The sequence below is a fragment of the Allobosea sp. 2RAB26 genome, assembly GCF_052115465.1.
GTDB lineage: Bacteria > Pseudomonadota > Alphaproteobacteria > Rhizobiales > Beijerinckiaceae > Allobosea.
In genome coordinates, this window is the sequence record NZ_JBFRGS010000001.1 from 448,408 (window position 1) to 461,956 (window position 13,549).

18 protein-coding genes are annotated in these 13,549 nt (G+C 63.6%); 6 read left to right on the forward strand and 12 right to left on the reverse strand.

The window, feature by feature from the left end; genetic code table 11:
- The first annotated feature begins 1 nt into the window (after position 1).
- Together AB4118_RS01985 and AB4118_RS01990 are read left to right on the forward strand one after the other, a co-directional pair.
- On the forward strand, positions 2 to 775 hold the full coding sequence (locus AB4118_RS01985) for a Crp/Fnr family transcriptional regulator (RefSeq protein WP_441488145.1): 774 nt from the start codon (positions 2 to 4) through the stop codon (positions 773 to 775).
- Between the two features lie 252 nt (positions 776 to 1,027).
- The gene (locus AB4118_RS01990; RefSeq protein ID WP_441488146.1) at positions 1,028 to 1,714 is read left to right on the forward strand and encodes a helix-turn-helix transcriptional regulator; all 687 of its coding nucleotides are present in this window, start codon (positions 1,028 to 1,030) and stop codon (positions 1,712 to 1,714) included.
- Positions 1,715 to 1,795: 81 nt separating this feature from the next.
- Here AB4118_RS01990 and AB4118_RS01995 read toward each other — a convergent pair whose 3' ends face one another.
- From AB4118_RS01995 to soxY, 10 genes are all read right to left on the reverse strand, one after another.
- Positions 1,796 to 2,089 carry an Rdx family protein gene (locus AB4118_RS01995; protein ID WP_043238576.1) on the reverse strand — a complete coding sequence of 98 codons (294 nt, stop codon included), beginning with the start codon at positions 2,087 to 2,089 and terminating at the stop codon, positions 1,796 to 1,798.
- A 158-nt stretch (positions 2,090 to 2,247) separates the two neighbouring features.
- Complete coding sequence (locus AB4118_RS02000; RefSeq protein ID WP_441488147.1) at positions 2,248 to 2,637, reverse strand: c-type cytochrome; 390 nt, start codon at positions 2,635 to 2,637, stop codon at positions 2,248 to 2,250.
- A gap of 81 nt (positions 2,638 to 2,718) precedes the next feature.
- On the reverse strand, positions 2,719 to 3,996 hold the full coding sequence (locus AB4118_RS02005; protein ID WP_441488148.1) for an FCSD flavin-binding domain-containing protein: 1,278 nt from the start codon (positions 3,994 to 3,996) through the stop codon (positions 2,719 to 2,721).
- A gap of 64 nt (positions 3,997 to 4,060) precedes the next feature.
- The gene (locus tag AB4118_RS02010) at positions 4,061 to 4,585 is read right to left on the reverse strand and encodes a DsrE family protein (protein WP_441488149.1); all 525 of its coding nucleotides are present in this window, start codon (positions 4,583 to 4,585) and stop codon (positions 4,061 to 4,063) included.
- Positions 4,586 to 4,618: 33 nt separating this feature from the next.
- Positions 4,619 to 4,930 carry a c-type cytochrome gene (locus tag AB4118_RS02015; RefSeq protein WP_441488150.1) on the reverse strand — a complete coding sequence of 104 codons (312 nt, stop codon included), beginning with the start codon at positions 4,928 to 4,930 and terminating at the stop codon, positions 4,619 to 4,621.
- Between the two features lie 38 nt (positions 4,931 to 4,968).
- Positions 4,969 to 5,694, reverse strand: coding sequence for a c-type cytochrome (locus AB4118_RS02020; protein WP_441488151.1), 726 nt, complete (start codon positions 5,692 to 5,694; stop codon positions 4,969 to 4,971).
- A complete protein-coding gene (gene soxC / locus AB4118_RS02025; RefSeq protein WP_441488152.1) occupies positions 5,678 to 6,949 on the reverse strand; it encodes a sulfite dehydrogenase in 1,272 nt (423 codons plus the stop codon). Before soxC ends, AB4118_RS02020 begins: the two co-directional genes overlap by 17 nt.
- Before the next feature lie 48 nt (positions 6,950 to 6,997).
- The gene (soxB, locus tag AB4118_RS02030; RefSeq protein WP_441488153.1) at positions 6,998 to 8,695 is read right to left on the reverse strand and encodes a thiosulfohydrolase SoxB; all 1,698 of its coding nucleotides are present in this window, start codon (positions 8,693 to 8,695) and stop codon (positions 6,998 to 7,000) included.
- Positions 8,696 to 8,796: 101 nt separating this feature from the next.
- The gene (gene soxZ / locus AB4118_RS02035; protein ID WP_043238560.1) at positions 8,797 to 9,126 is read right to left on the reverse strand and encodes a thiosulfate oxidation carrier complex protein SoxZ; all 330 of its coding nucleotides are present in this window, start codon (positions 9,124 to 9,126) and stop codon (positions 8,797 to 8,799) included.
- Between the two features lie 51 nt (positions 9,127 to 9,177).
- The gene (soxY, locus tag AB4118_RS02040) at positions 9,178 to 9,642 is read right to left on the reverse strand and encodes a thiosulfate oxidation carrier protein SoxY (RefSeq protein WP_441488154.1); all 465 of its coding nucleotides are present in this window, start codon (positions 9,640 to 9,642) and stop codon (positions 9,178 to 9,180) included.
- A 216-nt stretch (positions 9,643 to 9,858) separates the two neighbouring features.
- On the opposite strand from soxY, the gene soxA reads away from it, so the two are divergent.
- Together soxA and soxX are read left to right on the forward strand one after the other, a co-directional pair.
- Positions 9,859 to 10,650 (forward strand): sulfur oxidation c-type cytochrome SoxA, encoded by a 792-nt coding sequence (soxA, locus tag AB4118_RS02045; protein WP_441488346.1) that lies wholly within the window; start codon positions 9,859 to 9,861, stop codon positions 10,648 to 10,650.
- Positions 10,651 to 10,663: 13 nt separating this feature from the next.
- Complete coding sequence (gene soxX / locus AB4118_RS02050; RefSeq protein ID WP_441488155.1) at positions 10,664 to 11,287, forward strand: sulfur oxidation c-type cytochrome SoxX; 624 nt, start codon at positions 10,664 to 10,666, stop codon at positions 11,285 to 11,287.
- An 82-nt stretch (positions 11,288 to 11,369) separates the two neighbouring features.
- Here the strand turns inward: soxX and AB4118_RS02055 are convergent, their stop codons facing one another.
- Together AB4118_RS02055 and AB4118_RS02060 are read right to left on the reverse strand one after the other, a co-directional pair.
- Positions 11,370 to 11,933, reverse strand: coding sequence for a thioredoxin family protein (locus AB4118_RS02055; protein ID WP_441488156.1), 564 nt, complete (start codon positions 11,931 to 11,933; stop codon positions 11,370 to 11,372).
- A gap of 13 nt (positions 11,934 to 11,946) precedes the next feature.
- On the reverse strand, positions 11,947 to 12,687 hold the full coding sequence (locus tag AB4118_RS02060; protein WP_441488157.1) for a cytochrome c biogenesis CcdA family protein: 741 nt from the start codon (positions 12,685 to 12,687) through the stop codon (positions 11,947 to 11,949).
- Between the two features lie 50 nt (positions 12,688 to 12,737).
- On the opposite strand from AB4118_RS02060, the gene AB4118_RS02065 reads away from it, so the two are divergent.
- Both AB4118_RS02065 and AB4118_RS02070 read left to right on the forward strand, forming a co-directional pair.
- Entirely contained in the window at positions 12,738 to 13,157 is a 420-nt protein-coding gene (locus AB4118_RS02065; RefSeq protein WP_441488158.1) for a thioredoxin fold domain-containing protein, read from the forward strand.
- Positions 13,154 to 13,537 carry an ArsR/SmtB family transcription factor gene (locus AB4118_RS02070; protein ID WP_043238549.1) on the forward strand — a complete coding sequence of 128 codons (384 nt, stop codon included), beginning with the start codon at positions 13,154 to 13,156 and terminating at the stop codon, positions 13,535 to 13,537. Before AB4118_RS02065 ends, AB4118_RS02070 begins: the two co-directional genes overlap by 4 nt.
- Positions 13,538 to 13,549 lie beyond the last annotated feature (12 nt).

Below are 13,549 nucleotides of genomic sequence, written 5' to 3' on the forward strand. Positions count from 1 at the left end.
AATGCATCGCATCCAGTCGGCCGTGGCATCGAACCATGCGGGCGTCGCGCGGGAACGCGTGTGGTGCCTGACATGCCCGTTGCGGCAGATCCCCGCGCTCCATGGCGTGTCGGATGCGGATGCTACGACCCTGGAAGAGTTCAAGCAGGGGCAAAGGTTTGCGGAAGCCGGTAGCGTGATCCTGGAACGAGGCGCGCGGCCCGGCCTGTTCACGCTGTTCTCCGGTTGGGCTGCAGAGTACCGGGCTCTGGGGTCCGGCGAGCGTCAGCTCGTCGCCATCCTCCTCCCCGGGGATCTGATCGGTCTCGATACGGTGATGGCGGGCCCCTCAGAGAGCACCATCATTGCCCTGACCCCCGTCATGCTGTGCAGTTTCGCTGCTGCGAGAGTCGACGAGATGTTCCGGCACGAGAGCTTCATGCGGAGTATCACGCGTGCTGCGGTTGCCGGGCGCCGTCGCCTCGTGGATTCGCTGACCGCGCTCGGTGCGGGGCGGACGTCTCGTGCGCTCGCCCATTTCGTCGTGACGTTGCACGATCGCCTGCAGATCCGGGGGCTGATGCATGACGGGGGCTTCAAGACGCCGCTCGGGAAACGCCACCTGGCGGAGGCTTGCGGAGTCACCGGGGTTCACCTGCATCGCGTCATGCAATTCCTGCAGGCTGAGCGGGTGATGTCCTTCGCGACCGGCCAGTTCAGCATTTACGACATGGAGCGGCTACGCCGTATGGCTGGTCTCTCCGTCAATGGTGCAGAGGCAGAGACAGTCCTCTGATGAGGTCTTCACGATTTTTTGTCCTAGAGGGTGAGCTGAAAAGGTAACATTTGTTTGGTTCGCCGAATAATTTTCTTTGGCTGGCTTAGAATTGATGTAAAATTTAATACATGGAGAAAGCGGCGGCAGTTCTCCTTTTAGACTTATTTCTGGCAAAATTATGGGGCGATGCGCTTTTAATTCAAGGATATTGTTATGATATTCGAAAATATACATGAGAATCTGCCGCTCATGGCCGATCGGCGGCCATCCTTGACTCGCTCGGGAGCCGAAGAGATTTCGCGTCTCCGAGAGCAGCCTGCCGCCATCGTCATCATCGAAGCCAGGCAATTGATCCGTGATTGCCTGGCTTCATCCCTGCTCTCTCAAAGTCGTGATTACGAGGTCGAGACGTTTTCGTCGCTGGCGGAATGGCGTCGCGAGCGGTCGAGCCCGCCGAGACCGGGAACGGTGGTTTTGCGCTATGTGAGCGGTCCGCGCTGCCGCAAGGAGATCGAGCGGGAGATCGAGGACCTTGCCGCGGATGGCGATGTCTCGCTGGTTCTGCTTTCGGATACCGAGGACGTCGACGAGATGCTGGAGGCCATCGCGACCGGCGCGAAAGGCTATATCCCGACAACGCTTAGCCTCGACGTGGCACGCGGCGCGATGAGCCTGGTGCGTTCGGGCGGAGTGTTCATTCCGTCGGGGAGTCTGTTGTCGCGTCGCGCCGGCAAGCCGGGAGACCCGGTCGGGCCCCGGCAGATGTTCACACCCAGGCAGGCGGCAGTGCTCGAGGCCGTGCAGCATGGAAAGGCGAACAAGGTGATCGCCTATGAGCTCGACCTGAAGGAAAGCACCGTCAAGGTTCATGTCCGCAATGTCATGCGCAAGCTCGGTGCGCATAACAGAACAGAGCTCGCGGTCCTGAGCTTCAACTTGCCAGGCTCCGGTCGGTAGGGCGGGGCAGAGGAAGAGCGCGCCCGACAGGTGATACCCGGCCGGGCGCCGGGATCGTGAGGCTCGCTCGAGCAGGATCGCTCAGCCGTGGCTCTGGTCGAGATGGCCGAGGTCGCGGCCGGGGTCGAGGCGATCCCGCACGCGCTGCTTCAGCGCCTTCACGTCGGGGAAGCCGCCATCATTCTTGCGGTCCCAGATCAGCACGTCGTCATAATGGATCTGGAAGGTCCCGCCTGTACCCGGCAGGAGCGCGACTTCGCCAAGATCGGGGCCGAAGGTCGAGAGCAGTTCCTGGGCCATCCAGGCCGATCGCAGCAGCCAGTTGCACTGCGTGCAGTAGGTGATGGCAATGCGGGGGCGCTTCGTGTCCGACATGGCGGGAGCCTTGGCTTGCGAGCAGAGAATCCGTTCCGGGCTCGGAACGCTTGCGAGCGCTCATGCCAAAATACGCCTGACGGAACAAGCAACGCGACGACAGGGCTGATCCCGTCGTCGCGCAGGCGTGGGCCGGCCTGATCGAGGCTGGCCTCAGCTCACATCTTCTTGCCGTCCTTGTCGTACTGCTTGAGGAAGGCGGTGAGATCCTTGATCTCCTGTTCGTTCTTGATGCCGGCGAAGACCATCTTGGTGCCGGGGATCTTGGCCCGCGGATCCTTGATGTACTCGGCGAAGACGGTCTCGTCCCAGGTGATGCCGGAGTTCTTGTTGGCGTTGGAGTAGCTGTAGCCCTCGACGGAGCCGGAATGCCGACCGAAGAGACCGTTCAGGATGGGCCCCACCGTATTCTTGGCACTTTCGCCAAGCTGGTGGCAGGCGCGGCACTTGTTCCAGGAGCGCTCGCCGGCGGCGACGTCCTGGGCTTGGGCTGAATTCCCGAAGATCGCGGCAGCGATCAGGATCGTGGCGCAGGCAATCGCTTTCATCATGGTTCCTTCATCGGCAGCGGGCCGCACGGAATCGCGCGGCGGGAAATTCAGAATGCTTCTAATCGGCGCCTGGGCCAATCACGTGAACATGTCGGCGGTGATGCCGGCATACCAGCCGATGTTCTCGGCCTGGGTCTGCTTGCGCAGCTCGTCGCTCTCGTCGGGCTGCGAGACAAAGGTCTCGACAGCGGCGATTTTGCCGTCTTTCGGCTCATATCGACCGCCAACCTTGATGGCGTCGTCGGTGTCGACCAGGCTCCAGCAGGTGTTGACGTAGCGCGGCGGGAAGGTGCGCGACCCGGACAATTCGCCGCGGATGACCATGGCCGCGACCTTGGCCTGGCTGTTGGCCGAGAAGGCGGATTTCGGCATGTCGCCAGCGATGCAGGCATCGCCGAGGACGAAGATGGCGGGATCGGCTGCCGACTTCATCGTCGCGGGATCGATGGCGCAATAGCCGCCGGCGGGCGCAAGTCCAGCCTCGCGCGCGATCGCGCCCGCCATCTGGGCCGGGATGACATTGACGAAGGCACAGTTCTTGTAGGTTTCGAAGCCGGTCACCACGGTGTTGGTCTTGGGATCGACCGACTTGATGCCGTCATGCACCTTGGGGCCGAGCCACTCGATCATCGTGCCGTAGCGTTTCTCCCAGTCGGGTTGGAAGACGCCCTGCTTGGAGAAGCTCTCCTTCGGATCGAGGATGACGATCTTCGCCTGCTTGCGCCCGGTCTGCATCAGGACATGGGCGAACATCGAGGCACGCTCATAGGGACCTGGCGGGCAGCGATAGGGATTGGGCGGGGTGATCATCACGATCAGGCCGCCATCCGGCACCGCATCGAGCCGCTCCTTGATCAGCCGGGTCTGGCGGCCGGGCTTCCAGCCATGCGGCATCGCTTCCTCGGCCTCCTTCGACCAGCCCGGGACGGAATCATATTTGAGGTCGATGCCAGGGGAGAGCACGAGCCGATCATAGGGCAGGCGCTCGCCGGTGGAGAGCACGACCTCTTTCTTGTCGCGGTCGATCGCGGTGGCGCGGGCGCGCGCAAGCGTGATGCCGTTGTTCTTCGTCAGCGCGTCATAGCCATGGACGAGCTCGTCATAGCTCTTGAACCCGCCGATAAAGAGGTTGGAGTGAAAGCAGGTCTGGTAGCGCTCATTCTCCTCGACCAGCGTCACCGCAATGGCGCCATTGCTGTCCTTGGCGATGTAGCGGGCTGCAGTCGCACCGCCCGCGCCGCCACCGACCACGACGACGCGCGGCTTCGCCTGGCCAAGCACTGCGGGGGCGCCAAGGGTCGTCGCTCCGGAGAGCGCCAGCCCGGACAGAACCAGTGAACGGCGATCGATCAGCATCTCTCTCTCCCCATTATCGTCAGTGAACCCGGTGATCCCTGATCCCGGCAGGCCTTCTGCGGGCCTATCCAACCTTCATGTAGCCAAAGCCTTTAGCCTGCAGGGCAGCCACGGCTGCCACGCCCGACGGCACGAAGCTGATAAACGCGGCATTGCGCGCCTTGGCCTTGTCGAGCTTCAGCCGATCGAAGGTGATCTCGCAGAGATGAACCTTGAGACCGTTCTTTGCGACATCCTCGATCCGCTCGAAAATCTTGGGCACCATGGCCTCGTCGCGCCAGCTGGTATCGGTAAGGTCGTTCAGGAAGAACTTCACGCCCTGTCCATGCGCGACGACGACCAACTGCAGGGCGAACGGATCGGCACCATAGGCAGAGTAATGGTTTGCGATGTTGGTCAGCATCTGAACGAAGCGCTGCGGATCGCCGAAATCACAATGATAGACACAGGCGACATCGGCTTCCTTCTGAAGGTCGGTCAGCTTGAGGTCACGCGGCGCTGCCCCTGCTGGTGTTGCTGCTGCGGCAAGGCCGGAGGCCGCTGCGAGAAGCATGCTGCGACGAGTGGCGTCCGCTAATGAATGTGACATTTGGCCCTCCCTCGGGTTTCGCCGGCTTCCGGTCTATGGAGCTGGTTTGAGGCTGCCGTAATAGCTTGCCAGCGCCTCGACCTCTTCCTGGCTCAGGCGCCCGGCGATGGTGCGCATCACCTGGTTCTCTCGCTGCCGGTCCCTGTAGCTGTTCATCAGTGCGATGAACTGGTCGACGGGGACGCCGACGATGGCAGGAATTCCTCCATCATGGCGCCCGCTGGTCTGGTGGCAGGCGGTGCATTCCGACGAAAGATACTCGCCGAGCGCGCGATCGCCGGCCGCCTGTGCGCAGGACATCACGGGGATCAGCGCCGCAAAACCGACCAGGGCGGCCAGGGCCACCCGGGATGCGCACTTTGCGGTGGCGCAGCCTGTCCCCATCAATCCACCTTGGGGGCGGTCTTGGAATCGGGCGTCACATCCAGCACGGCGGCCCGCCCGGTGATCTTTACCTCGGCCTTGCAGTCCTTCATGCAAGGCTCCTTGCCCCAGAACGCCTTCTCGGTGGTTTCGCGGTCATCGTCATAGAAGGTCGACGCGTTCGGAAGTTTGACGCTGGTGAAATTCTTATCGGACAGCTCGAACTCCTCGTCCTTCACGATGTCGTTGAGGTAGAGCAGATAGGCTGTCAGGGCGTAGATCTCGTCCGGTGAGAGCGACTGCGTATTGCCATAGGGCATGGCGCGGCGGATGTAGTCGTAGACGGTGGAGAGATCGGGCCAGAACGAGCCGATCGTCTTCTCCGGACGGTCCGAGGTCAGGCTGCCCTGGCCGCCTGCCAGCACGGGCCAGCGGCCATTGCCCTGCCCGAACTCGCCATGGCAGCTCGCGCATTGCGTCTGGAAGATCTCGTCGCCCTGCTTCACCGTGCCCTTGCCGGGCGGCAGGCCCATGCCGTCGGGCCGCACGTCGATGTCCCAGGCCTTGATCTCTTCCGGCAGCGCCAGGCGGCCGAGATTGAGTTTCGCGTGCGCGGGCTGGCCGGCGGCATGCGGCACCGGCTTGGGCTGGGCCTGCTTCTGAGGTTGCGCGATCAACGGGCCGGCTGCGACGACGGCGAGCGCCGCGAAACCCGCAAGCAGGGCGAGCTTAGGCGATCTCGACATTCTCGGTCTCCCCATTCGCCCGGACGAGCCAGGTCTGAATGCCGTTATTGTGGTAGATGGAATTGACGCCGCGCACCTTGCGCAGCTCGTCCTTGGTCGGCTGGACATAGCCGGTGGAATCCATGGCGCGGGACTGGATCAGCAGTTCCTGGCCGGCCCAGTCGAAATCGACATAGAAGCGGGTCAGCGACTTATCGAGAACGGGGCCGTCGATGCGGGCACTCTGCCAGTTCTTGCCGCCGTCGAGCGTGACGTCGACACGCTTGATCGTGCCGCGTCCCGACCAGGCCAGCCCGGACAGCACATTGCGCCCCTTGTGCTTCAGCGGCGCCTGCGGCGAGGGATTGGTCACCACGGATTTGGCGTCCATGATGAAGGTGAAGCGGCGCGAGCGGCCATCCGCAAGAAGGTCGGTATATTTCGAGGTTTCCTCGCGCGCCATCCAGGGTTTGTCGCCGACTTCGATGCGGCGCAGCCACTTGACCCAGAGATTGCCTTCCCAGCCGGGGATGACGGCGCGCAGCGGATAGCCCTGCTCGGGCCGCAGCGCCTCGCCGTTCATGGCGAAGGCGATGAGCACGTCACCCAGCGCCTTCTCGAGCGGGAGCGAACGGTTCATGCCGGAGGAATCCGCACCTTCCAGCATCAGCCATTTGGCGGTCGGCTTCACACCCGCTTCTTCGAGCAGGGCCTTCAGCGGCACGCCCGTATACATGACGTTATGGACCATGCCGTGGGTGAACTGGCAGCCATTGAGCTGCGCGCCGCGCCATTCCATGCCGGAATTGGCGGCGCATTCGAGGAAGTAAACGCGGTTCTGCCGCGGCATGCGCCGGATGTCCTCCATGGTGAAGACCAGCGGCTTTTCGACCAGGCCGTGGATCATCAGGCGGTGATTGGCCGGCTCGATATCGGCGATGCCGCCGTGATGGCGCTCGAAGCACAGGCCGGACGGCGTGATGATGCCGTCGAGTTCATGGAGTGGCGTGAAGTTGACCGAGGATTCCGGGGATGCCGTCAACCAGGAGACGTCCCGGCGCATGACATGTTTCTCATGGCGCGAGGGCATTCCGTAGGGCCGCTTGTCGACGCCTTCGCCGAGATAGCGGTTCCAGTCCTGGACGTCGGTGATCAGCGGGTCGGGAGCCCCGGCGCGGGCACCGGTAGCCGAGGCGGCCAGCCCCGCGCCAGCCATTCCGGCCGCGCCGAGGAAGCGGCGCCTGCTCAGGCTTTCGCGGTTGCGGGGGGAGGTCATGGCGGCAGATTCCTCTGGATTGGGAGGGTTCAGGGAGGATGGCGCGGGTCAGGCGCCGGTCACCTTGACGGCGTCGTTTGGCGTGATCGAAACGGTCTTGGTGCGGGCGACATGGTCGCGGACCACGTCCCAGATCGGCGGCCCTTGCGTGCCCTCGTTGACGCTTGCCCAGCCGGCGACGACGTATTTCCGGGACGCATCGATCGGCTTGCCGGATTTCAGATGCGTCAGCCCGGAGATGCGGCTGCCCATCGGCTTGCCGATATCGATGGCGTAGCCCATGCCGCCGATGCGGACCATGTCGCCGCCGCCCTGGAAATAGGGATCGGGGTGGAAGATATTGTCGGCGACGTCCTCGAGGATCTCCTTGAGCTGGGCGCCGGTCATCTCCATGCGGTAGCAGTTGGGATAGGTGATCGCGGTCGCGTTGGTGATCGCCTCCCAGGTGATCGGCTCGCCGGGAAGCAGCGTCCCGCCCCAGCGGAAGCCGGGGGAGAGTGCGATCTCGGCGTCGCGCTGGCTCATCATGGCGTCGCAGATCAGGTCGTCGAAGGTGCCGTTGAAGTTGCCGCGCCGGTAGAGCAGCGACTCGGTCCGTCCGATCTCGCGGGCGAGGTCGGCGGCGAAGGGCTCGCGCAGCTTCCTGACCAGCGCCGCCATTTCGGTATCGGGGGTGATCGCTTCGGAGAAGACCGGCATCAGCTTGAAGCGGATATCGGCGACCTTGCCGTCCTTCACCGCGATGTCGAGCCGCGACAGGAACTTGCCATGCGAGCCGCTGGCGACGAGGGCGGTATTGCCGACGCGCACCACACCGGGCATCGCGTCATGGGTGTGGGCGGTCAGGATGATGTCGAGGCCCTTGACCCGCGCGGCCAGTTTCCTATCGACGTCGAAACCGTCATGCGAGAGCAGCACGACGATGGCTGCGCCCTCGGCACGGGCCTCCTCGACCTGTTTCTGGATCTCCTCCTCGCGGATGCCGAACTCCCAGTCAGGGAACATCCAGCGCGGATTGGCGATGGCGGTACGCGGCAGCGCCTGGCCAATCACCGCAACCTTGACGCCGCCCTTTTCGAAGACCTTGCGCGGCTTGAAGACGGGTTCGTTCCACTCCTTGTCGCGAATGTTCTGGGCGAGGAATGCAAAGGATGCGCTCTCCGCGATCTCCTTGACGCGCTCGGCGCCGAGCGTGAACTCCCAATGGCCGACCATGGCATCGGTCTTCAGGGCCGACATGACGTCGACCATGTCCTGGCCCCTGGTCTGGAGCGAACTCCAGCTGCCCTGCCAGGTGTCGCCGCCATCGAGCAGCAGAACCTTATCGTCTCCGCGTTCGGCGCGGATCGCCTTGACCAGCGTCGCGATGCGGTCGAGCCCGCCCATCCGGCCGTACTGACGGGCAAGCGAGGTGAAGTCGTCGGAGGTCAGGGCAAAGGCGTCGGCCGAGCCCGTGGCGATCTTGAAATGCTCCCGGAACTCCGCGTCGGTCAGGTGCGGCGGCTGACCCTTGGCCTCGCCGACGCCGAGATTGATCGAGGGTTCGCGGAAATGCAGCGGCACGAGCTGGGCGTGGATATCGGTGACGTAGAGAAGCGTCACGGTGCCGAGCGGGTCGAAGCGCAGGATGTCGGCCTGGGACAGGCGCTGCTGCGCGGCTGCGCGGCCGAGCGGGCCCAATCCGGAAGCTAGCGTGATGGCCGCAGCAGCCGATGTTGCCTGAAGAAAATCGCGCCGTGAGATCATGATCCACCCTTGGGCGGCGCGCAGCCGCCCTCATGCGGGGACGTTTCGCCCCGCTTGTCCGTTCGATGCGAGCAACCGGCCGGGTCGCGGCCGGCGAGACATCAGCCGACCGTCAGCTTGTTCTTGGCGGTGTATTCGGAACCGTCATCATCCTTCCAGGTGAAGGTGAATTCACCCGATTCCGTCGCCTTGAAGAAGAAGGACTGGTACGGGTTGGCCGAAATCGCGGGATGCCAATCGGCGGAGAAAACCGGCTTGCCGTTGAAGCTCGCGCTGAACTTGTTGATGATCTTACGCGGAATCGTCTCGCCCTTGGCGTCCTTGCGCTGGCCGGATTCCATCTCGTGCGAGATCAGCGTCTTGATCTCGATCATCTCGCCTGCGGCGGCCTTGGCGGGAACGCGGACCCGCGGGGTGGGCTTGGTGCTCATGGGGTATCCTCACCGTGATCTTGTCGTTGTCGGGGCTGGAACGCGCAGGTCTCAGCCGCCGCAACCGCCGATCGTGACCTTCACATTGGCCTTGGCCATATGCAGCGCGCCGTTCGACATCTCGGCGACGCAGACGATGTTCTGGGTCTGGGCGAGGCGCATGCGGGTCGCGGCCGAGGCCTTGCCGCAGGCTGGCGTGAAGCTGTAGCTGACGATGCCGGGAAGCGGGTTGCCGTCGGCATAGACATGCACGGCCTTGACGTAGTCGGCGTCCGTCATCGGGCTTTCGATCTCGATATTGATCGGGACGACCAGGCCGTTCTCGGCGATTTCGGGAACATCGAGCTTGATTTTGCCCGTGGCGAAGGGCTTGTCGTCATAGAGCTTCTTCAGTTCGTCCGCGACCGTCTTTTCATCCGCGAAGGCGAGCTTGGCGCCGAGAAGGCTGGCCACGGCGGCGAAGGCACCCGCCTTGAGAGCGTGACGGCGCGACAGCCCCGCTTGCTGAAAATCCATTCGGACATCCTCCCTGGAATTATTCTGGTTAGCTCTTGACGACGCGACCGTCCGTCGCACATCATTTCGACATATCGTGATATTGTTTTTTGTGAATGTAAAGGCTTTCAAATCAAGAAAGCCGGGAATGAAGGTCGCATGAAGCGGCCGGCTGGGGAAACGAAAGGGCAGGGCATGAAGCTCACTGTGATCGGCGCGGCAGTTCTTGCCGCGGCCATGACGCTCGCGGCCGGGCATCTGACCGCACAATCGCCGCCGCAGGACGACAGCGAGAAGGAGATCGAGCGCTATCGCCAGATGCTCTCGGACCCATTCTCCAACCCGGGTTATCTCGCAGTCGATCGCGGCGAAGAGATCTGGACGACGAAGCGCGGCACCAAGAATGTCTCGCTGGAAGGTTGTGATCTCGGCGAGGGCGCCGGCAAGCTGGAGGGCGCCTATGCGCGGCTGCCGCGCCATTTCGCGGATGCCGACAAGGTCATGGATCTGGAGCAGCGCCTGCTCTGGTGCATGGACAAGGTCCAGGGGCTCGACACCAAGGACGTGCTGTCGCGACGCTTCTCCTCTCCCGGAAAGGGATCCGATCTCGAGGACCTGACGGCTTTCATCGCCAACAAGTCGAACGGCATGAAGCTCGAGCCGCAGCTCAAGCACGCCAAGGAACTTGAAATGGCGGCTGTCGGCGAGGAGCTGTTCTATCGCCGTGGCGGCGTGATGGACTTCTCCTGCGCCACCTGCCACGCCGAGGAAGGCAAGCGCATCCGCCTTCAGGGCCTGCCCAACCTGTCCGTGCCGGGGGCCGCTGCCCAGGCGACGATGGCGACCTGGCCGACCTATCGGGTCTCCCAGAGCGCGCTTCGCACGATGCAGCACCGCCTTTGGGACTGTTATCGGCAGCAGCGCTGGCCGGTGCCGGATTTTGGCTCGGACAGCCTGACCGCGCTCACCGTCTTTCTGAACAAGCAGGCGGCCGGCGGTGAACTCAATGTGCCTTCGATCAAGCGCTGAGGGGACTGAACCGATGATCAGATCAGCTTTCGCCTCCCTCGCCCTGGGCAGCTTCGTGCTCTGTGGGCCAGCCCTTGCGCAGGACAAGCCGGCCAAGCCCAGCCAGGCGACGATCGAGGCCTATGTGAAGTCCACTTTCGGCAAGGCGCCGGCGGAATGGCAGGCGCGCATCACGCCCGATGAATCGCTGGCGGCGTGCAACGTCCATCGCAATCAGGTTTCGTCCGCGGATGCGGAGGCCATCACCAAGCGCGAACTCGCCAGGGTCAGCTATCCCGCCGACGGCAAATTCCTCGGCAACTGGAAGGAAGGCTACAAGGTCGCCAATAACGGCCGCGGCGGTCAGTTCTCCGATCCACCGGACACTATTGCCGGCGGCAACTGCTTCGCCTGCCACCAGCTCGATCCCAAGGAGCTGAGCTACGGCACGCTCGGCCCGAGCCTCGCCGCCTATGGCAAGGACCGGAAATACGACGCCGAGGCGATCAAGGACGCCTACACGAAGATCTATAATTCACAGGCCGTGGTGCCCTGTTCGAACATGCCCCGCTTCGGCACCAACAAGGTGCTGAGCGAACAGCAGATCAAGGACGTGATGGCCTATCTGTTCGACCCGGAATCGCCGGTGAACAAGTAGCGGCAAGGCCCAGCGGCAGTAAACGTCATCCCGGCCTCGGTTCTTCCGTGGCCGGGATGATTGCGTTTGGAGGTGACCAACGTCACGCGCCTTGCCGCTTCAGCCACTCCGGGAAGGGCGCTGTCTCATAGCCCTTCTCCCGCACAAAGCGGAACATGGCGAGGAAATCGCGTGGTTCGAGCAGTCCCGGCATGCGGGCGACCTCGCGGGCTTGCGGCTTGCGTTGGCCAAGTCCTTCCGCGCTCTCGGGCATGAACTGGATCGTCGGAGTGAAGCGCACGCCATAGGCCTCGCCCAGCGCCTTCTCGCCCAGTTTGCGTCCGTCGAAATCGGTGACCTCGCGGGCGCCGATATGGTTGAGGTGCAGCACCTCGAAATTGGCCTTGATGTAACCTTCGATCTTGGGATCGGCGAGATGTACCTCATGCATTCGCCGGCAGGCCGGGCAGCCCTTGAGACCCCACATGATCGCGAGGCGCTTGCCGTTGCGGGTCGCGGTCTCGATGTCTTCGGAAAGGTCGAGGAAGCTCTCGAGATACCAGTCCTGCTGGTAGAGCCCGTCCTCGCCGAGTCTGGCGGCGGCGAGGGTCTGAGGCGCGAAGGAGACGGCGAGGGCAGAGCCGAGAAGCCTGCGTCGGGTCAGCATGGAAACTCTCCCTTCAGCCGATCGTGCCGAGGATCGGGATGGTCTGTAGCAGCCAGCCGGCGAGCGCCGGCATCATTCCGGTGATGAACAGCAAGCCTGTCACGACGAGTGCGGCGCCCATCGTCTTCTCGATGACGGCCATGTGCCGGCGGAAGCGGGAGAGCCAGGTCAGGAAGGGACCGGCAAAGACCGCCGCCAGCAGAAAGGGCAGGCCGATGCCGAGCGCATAGGATGCGAGCAGAAGCGCGCCGCGCGAGGCGCTGCCCTCGGCGCCCGCGACCATCAGCACCGTCGCCAGCACAGGCCCGACGCAGGGCGTCCAGCCGAACGCGAAGGCAAGCCCGACGAGATAGGCGCCGAGCAGGCCGGCGGGACGTGCGGATGTCTGGAAACGGGCCTCCCGGTAGAGCAGGGGAATCCGCAGCCAGCCGAGAAAATGCAGGCCCATGACCAGGATGATTGCACCGGCGGCGATGGACAGCGTGTCGAAATGGGCGGTGATCCAGGTCCCGATGGTCGAGGCGGTGGCGCCGAGTGCGACGAAGACGGTGGCGAAACCGAGCACGAAAACGGCGGCCATGGCGATGATGCGGCGACGCTGCGCGGCCGTCAGCGCGCCGTCCGAGCCGGACAATTCGCCGATGCCGACACCCGCGAGGAAGCAGAGATACGGCGGCACCAGGGGCAGCACGCAGGGGCTCAGGAAGGAGAGCAGACCTGCTGCGAAAGCCCCTGCGATCGAGATGTCGAACAAGGTTCAACCCGCCAATTGTTTAAACATATGAATACGACTATGTTTGTCTGATGAAAGCAATCGCGAAATGGCTGAGCTGGCATGCCGGCCTCGCAGCACTGGTGGGGATGGCGCTTGTCAGCCTGCCGTTGCGGGCGGCAGAGCTGGTGATGTTTGAACGCGACGGCTGCATCTGGTGCGCCCGCTGGGACCGGGAGGTCGCACGTGTCTATGCCAACACGCCGGAGGGCAAGGCAGCACCGCTGAGGCGGGTCGATCTCGGTTCCACCCGCGCTGATGAGCCTGGACTTGCTGCACCGGTCCGCTTCACGCCGACCTTCGTCCTGATGGATGAAGGGCGCGAGGTCGGCCGGATCACCGGCTATATCGGCGACGACGCATTCTGGGGTTTGCTTGGCAAGATGCTTGCTGGCATGGACAGTCCCAGCCATCGAACCCGCGGCCAGTCCGCGACAATGGAACGAAAATGAGCGCGATTGTCTCCAAGGCCCTTGAAGCCGAGCTGCGCGACGGTGCCGAATTCTCGGCCGAGCTCGATCAATTGATGCGCAAGGCCCGCAAGGCCAGCGATTTCCTGAAGGCCCTGTCCCACGAAAACCGGCTCCTGCTGCTCTGCCTGCTGGCCGAGCGCGAGCGCACCGTAACGGAACTTGAGAACATCCTCTCGCTGCGCCAGCCGATGGTTTCGCAGCAGTTGGCGCGGCTGCGGCTCGACCAGTTGGTCACCACCCGCCGCGACGGCAAGGCGATCTATTACAGCCTCGCCAATGACGATGTGCGTCAGGTCATCTCGGTGATCTACGACATCTTCTGCAACCGTCCCGAGAGCACGGACCGCTTGCGTGATTGAAATGCGGGCCGG

Bases quoted from the DNA above. Each gene is read 5' to 3' on its own strand.
- AB4118_RS01985 (WP_441488145.1), top strand. From the start codon at position 2: ATGCATCGCATCCAGTCGGCCGTGGCATCGAACCATGCGGGCGTCGCG.
- AB4118_RS01995 (WP_043238576.1), bottom strand. From the start codon at position 2,089: ATGTCGGACACGAAGCGCCCCCGCATTGCCATCACCTACTGCACGCAG.
- AB4118_RS02000 (WP_441488147.1), bottom strand. From the start codon at position 2,637: ATGAAAGCGATTGCCTGCGCCACGATCCTGATCGCTGCCGCGATCTTC.
- AB4118_RS02005 (WP_441488148.1), bottom strand. From the start codon at position 3,996: ATGCTGATCGATCGCCGTTCACTGGTTCTGTCCGGGCTGGCGCTCTCC.
- AB4118_RS02010 (WP_441488149.1), bottom strand. From the start codon at position 4,585: ATGTCACATTCATTAGCGGACGCCACTCGTCGCAGCATGCTTCTCGCA.
- AB4118_RS02020 (WP_441488151.1), bottom strand. From the start codon at position 5,694: ATGTCGAGATCGCCTAAGCTCGCCCTGCTTGCGGGTTTCGCGGCGCTC.
- soxC (WP_441488152.1), bottom strand. From the start codon at position 6,949: ATGACCTCCCCCCGCAACCGCGAAAGCCTGAGCAGGCGCCGCTTCCTC.
- soxB (WP_441488153.1), bottom strand. From the start codon at position 8,695: ATGATCTCACGGCGCGATTTTCTTCAGGCAACATCGGCTGCTGCGGCC.
- soxZ (WP_043238560.1), bottom strand. From the start codon at position 9,126: ATGAGCACCAAGCCCACCCCGCGGGTCCGCGTTCCCGCCAAGGCCGCC.
- soxY (WP_441488154.1), bottom strand. From the start codon at position 9,642: ATGGATTTTCAGCAAGCGGGGCTGTCGCGCCGTCACGCTCTCAAGGCG.
- soxA (WP_441488346.1), top strand. From the start codon at position 9,859: ATGACGCTCGCGGCCGGGCATCTGACCGCACAATCGCCGCCGCAGGAC.
- soxX (WP_441488155.1), top strand. From the start codon at position 10,664: ATGATCAGATCAGCTTTCGCCTCCCTCGCCCTGGGCAGCTTCGTGCTC.
- AB4118_RS02055 (WP_441488156.1), bottom strand. From the start codon at position 11,933: ATGCTGACCCGACGCAGGCTTCTCGGCTCTGCCCTCGCCGTCTCCTTC.
- AB4118_RS02065 (WP_441488158.1), top strand. From the start codon at position 12,738: ATGAAAGCAATCGCGAAATGGCTGAGCTGGCATGCCGGCCTCGCAGCA.
- AB4118_RS02070 (WP_043238549.1), top strand. From the start codon at position 13,154: ATGAGCGCGATTGTCTCCAAGGCCCTTGAAGCCGAGCTGCGCGACGGT.